This window comes from uncultured Meiothermus sp. (assembly GCF_937863175.1).
In the GTDB taxonomy this organism is placed as follows: domain Bacteria; phylum Deinococcota; class Deinococci; order Deinococcales; family Thermaceae; genus Meiothermus.
Genome location: NZ_CALMCQ010000326.1, coordinates 1 through 3,370, shown reverse-complemented (window position 1 = coordinate 3,370; position 3,370 = coordinate 1). Strand labels below are relative to the sequence as shown.

At 66.5% G+C, this 3,370-nt stretch carries 4 protein-coding genes and 1 pseudogene; 1 reads left to right on the top strand and 4 read right to left on the bottom strand.

Annotation, left to right across the window (positions count from 1 at the left end):
- Window positions 1-256: pseudogene (locus tag Q0288_RS12315) on the top strand (hypothetical protein); the annotation flags it as partial.
- Between the two features lie 73 nt (window positions 257-329).
- Here the strand turns inward: Q0288_RS12315 and Q0288_RS12310 are convergent.
- The 4 genes from Q0288_RS12310 to Q0288_RS12295 form a co-directional block, all read right to left on the bottom strand.
- Window positions 330-785 carry an RES family NAD+ phosphorylase gene (locus tag Q0288_RS12310; RefSeq protein ID WP_299430836.1) on the bottom strand — a complete coding sequence of 152 codons (456 nt, stop codon included), beginning with the start codon at window positions 783-785 and terminating at the stop codon, window positions 330-332.
- A 6-nt stretch (window positions 786-791) separates the two neighbouring features.
- Window positions 792-1,235 carry an antitoxin Xre/MbcA/ParS toxin-binding domain-containing protein gene (locus Q0288_RS12305; RefSeq protein WP_299430832.1) on the bottom strand — a complete coding sequence of 148 codons (444 nt, stop codon included), beginning with the start codon at window positions 1,233-1,235 and terminating at the stop codon, window positions 792-794.
- Window positions 1,236-1,366: 131 nt separating this feature from the next.
- Entirely contained in the window at window positions 1,367-2,344 is a 978-nt protein-coding gene (locus Q0288_RS12300; protein WP_299430830.1) for an ABC transporter ATP-binding protein, read from the bottom strand.
- Window positions 2,345-2,428: 84 nt separating this feature from the next.
- Window positions 2,429-3,370, bottom strand: a 942-nt coding sequence (locus Q0288_RS12295) for an ABC transporter permease subunit (protein ID WP_299430828.1), incomplete at its 5' end; no start/stop codon positions are given.

Here is a 3,370-nt window from a genome sequence, read left to right as displayed (position 1 = left end):
CGCTGAGCTTGACAGGGCGCTCGAGGCGGGGCGCCTGCTGCTGGTCTCGCCCTTTGGCGATACTGTTCGCCGGGCCGACGCTCAGAGAGCCGAGCGGCGCAACCGGCTGGTGGTGGGGCTGGCCTTCAGGGTGCTGGTGATTCATGCGGCTGTGGGCGGTGCTACCGAGCGTCTGGTGCGGGATGTAAAAGCTTTAGGGAAACCGATTGAGAGCCTCGAGGCGCTCACTACGGACGCGGGAGGGGCCGAGGCCTGAAGGATGCGTTCTCAGGGTGATGCGCCCCGAAACAAGCGTCTCGAGGCGCTCCCGTCGGGCAGGCAGGACTGTCTTACTTGTCCAGAAGGGGGTCAAAGCTGAAGGCCCTCGGTTGTCCGATGCGGACTCTGGTCTGGTCGGGGTGCTGCACATTGAGCAGGTAGTTGTACTCCCAGGGCACCACCGCACTGGGCACGCGCAACAGGGCAGTCTGGCCTTCGCTGGCCCAGCGGCTGCCCAGGCTCCTGGTGCTGGAAGGGGCGGGGCTTTGCTGCCAGTCGGGTGGAAGCTCGAGCAGGTCAAGCACCAGTTCGGGGTCGAACTCGACCGGGAAGGCCCGGTACGCGGGCAGCTCGGCGTAGCTCTCGGCGTGCACCAGCACCTCGAGGGCCGCCAGGCTGGTGCTTTGGGCCAGGTAGACCACCCGGGTGCCCGCGTGGTTCCAGCGGTTGCCGTATCGGTAACTGCCCTCCCCATCGAAGGCGGTACCGGCCAGCTGAACGCTCACCAGCCGCCAGGCCTGCACCATGGCCACCTAGGCCGGGCTCCCGTCCAGAATGCGCTCCAGCACCCGCTCGACCTCCTCGGCCCCGATGGGGGTGCTGGCGTACTCGAGGGGGGTAGCCCCGCCCAGCCCCCGGTTGGGCTGGTTGAACCAGCGGGCGACGCCCTGCTGGCTACGGAATACCCTCTGGGCCTGGGCCACCAGCCGTGCAACACGCAACAGCCGCTCACTCTCTTCCAGAGTAAAGCGCCCGGCCTTTTTGCGGCGGGCCAGGGTGGTGGTGGGAATTTGCACCACCGCGGCCAGGTCTTTTTCGTTGGCGCCCAGGCTGTTCACCAGCACCGCCCATCCCTGGGCGGGAAGGCCGCGCTTGAGCTGGCGGATGCCTTCTTCGGCGTTGCGGGTTTGCAGGCCGAACAGGGCCAGGGGCTCGATGGCCGGGTCGGGAAGCACAAAGGACAGGGTAATCTCCATTTGGTAAGCCGACTATACCATACGGCAATCATAACCCAGACTCACCGCCAGGCCACCGCCTCCAGATCGGCCTCCTCGGTAGCCTGGCTCACCTCCAATCACGACGCCAGCAGGCTTCCATAATGAACGGCTTACCCCTGGGCAGTAAACACCGTCAAGACCCTGGTCGGCGCCAGCCGAACCTGCTCCCCTGGCGCTGCTTCCAGCGCCACCACCGCTTCCCCCACCCCCAGATCTAGCCGGCACAGCCGCTCGCCCCGCCCGCCATACACCGCTAGAACCTTCGCCAGCAGCCCTTCCGGCCCTGGCTGAAGGTCTTCGTAGCGGAAGGCCAGCAGGCCCGCCCCAGTCTGCAGGCCCTGCACGGCCCAGGTTTGGCCATTCAGGTGCACCCGGCCGCCCTGCACCTGCACCGCCAGCAGGTTCAAGCGCCCGAAGGCCCGCGCCGCCGGTAGGGTCTGGGGTTGCGCGTACACGCCTGCCGGGGTGTCCATCTGCACGATGCGCCCCCCGTCCATCACCGCCACCCGGTCGGCCACCGCCAGGGCCTCGTCGGGGTCGTGGGTGACGTGCAGGGCGCTTACCTGCTCGGCTCGCAGGATGGAGGCCACTTCCAGGCGCAACTCCTCCCGCAACACCGGGTCGAGGGACGAATAGGGCTCGTCCAGCAGCAGCAGGCGGGGCCTGGCCGCCAGAGCGCGGGCCAGGGCCACCCGCTGCTTCTGCCCCCCCGAAAGCTGGTGCGGTTTGCGGGCATCCAGCCCCGCCAGCCCGACCCGTGCCAGTAGTCTCTGGGCTTGCGCTCTGTCGGAACGTTTCATCACCAGGAGCAGGTGATCCAGGGCGCTCAGGTGGGGCCACAGGGCATGATCCTGAAACACGTAGGCCAGCCCGCGCTTCTCTGGGGGCTGGCGGGTCACCTCTTCCTGGCCCAGGTAAACCCGCCCCAGGTCGGGTACCACCAGGCCCGCCACCAGGTTCAAAAGGGTGGTCTTGCCCGAGCCCGAGGCCCCCAAAACCGCCAGAATCTCACCATGCTCGAGGTGCAGATTGACCTCAAACACACCCGCCTTTCCGAAGCTTTTTGTGACCTGTTCTAGCTGCAGCATGATCTGGCTCCCGGCCCGTGGTTGAAGGGCGATACGTTCTTCTTATGCGGGGGTGGCATTACAGACAGTCCTCCGGCGGGCTTGCTAGCTGGTTACAATCCGGCGGGGCACCAGCATCAACAGGAGCGATAGCGCCATCAGAATCAACCCGATGGCGGCTGCTTCACGGAACATTCCACCGTTCAGCGCAGACAGTACCGCCACGCCCAGGGTCTCGCTGCCTGGCGCGTACAGCATGGTCGAAAGGGTGAGTTCGGCCAGGCACAGCGGCAGAATCAAAAACACGCCTGCGGCCAGGTAGGGCCCCAGCAGGGGGAAGCCAATCTTCCACCAGGCCCACCAGTGCCGCAAGCCGAAAAGCTTGCCCACCCCTACCAGCCGCTCGATACCGCCTTCCAGTCCGGCCTCCATCGAGCGCAGCATGAGTGCGGCAAAGTTGAGCAGATAAGCCAGCAGCAAAATCCAGGGGGTGGCATAAACCGGGGTGGGGGCCAGCAGCAGAATCAACCCAATGGCCAGCAGGGTTCCGGGCAGCAGGTAGTGCATATCCAGAATCTGCCGCAGGCGCTTCAAAGCCCCGCGCTGGGGGGCCAGCAGCAGCCCCAGCAGCAGCAACAGCCCGGTTGCCAGCAGGGCCAGCAGCACCGAGTTGGCGAGCCCCTGCCGCACCAGCGGCAACTCCCAGGCAGTGAGAAAGGCCGGCTGAAATGCTCCGGTAAAGGTGTTGAACAGGGCCCGGCGCACCAGGCCAACCAGGGGAAAAACCACGGCTACCAGTGCAAAAAGCCCAAAGCCGGCTCGAGCCAGCCAACTCAGCCTGGGTCGCAAAGGCCGCAGGGAGGGTTCGCCGGTGGACTGGCTCGAGAGCAGCAGGGCCGGAACCGCCAGCAACCCCAGCAGCAGCCCGATGGCCGCCGCCTCGCCCAGGGGATCGGGGCTGGCGGGAGAAAAAAGCCGTGCGTAAGCCAGGGTGGGCAGGGTATAGACCTGCGCGGGCAGCCCCAGCACCGCCGGAACCCCGAAGTT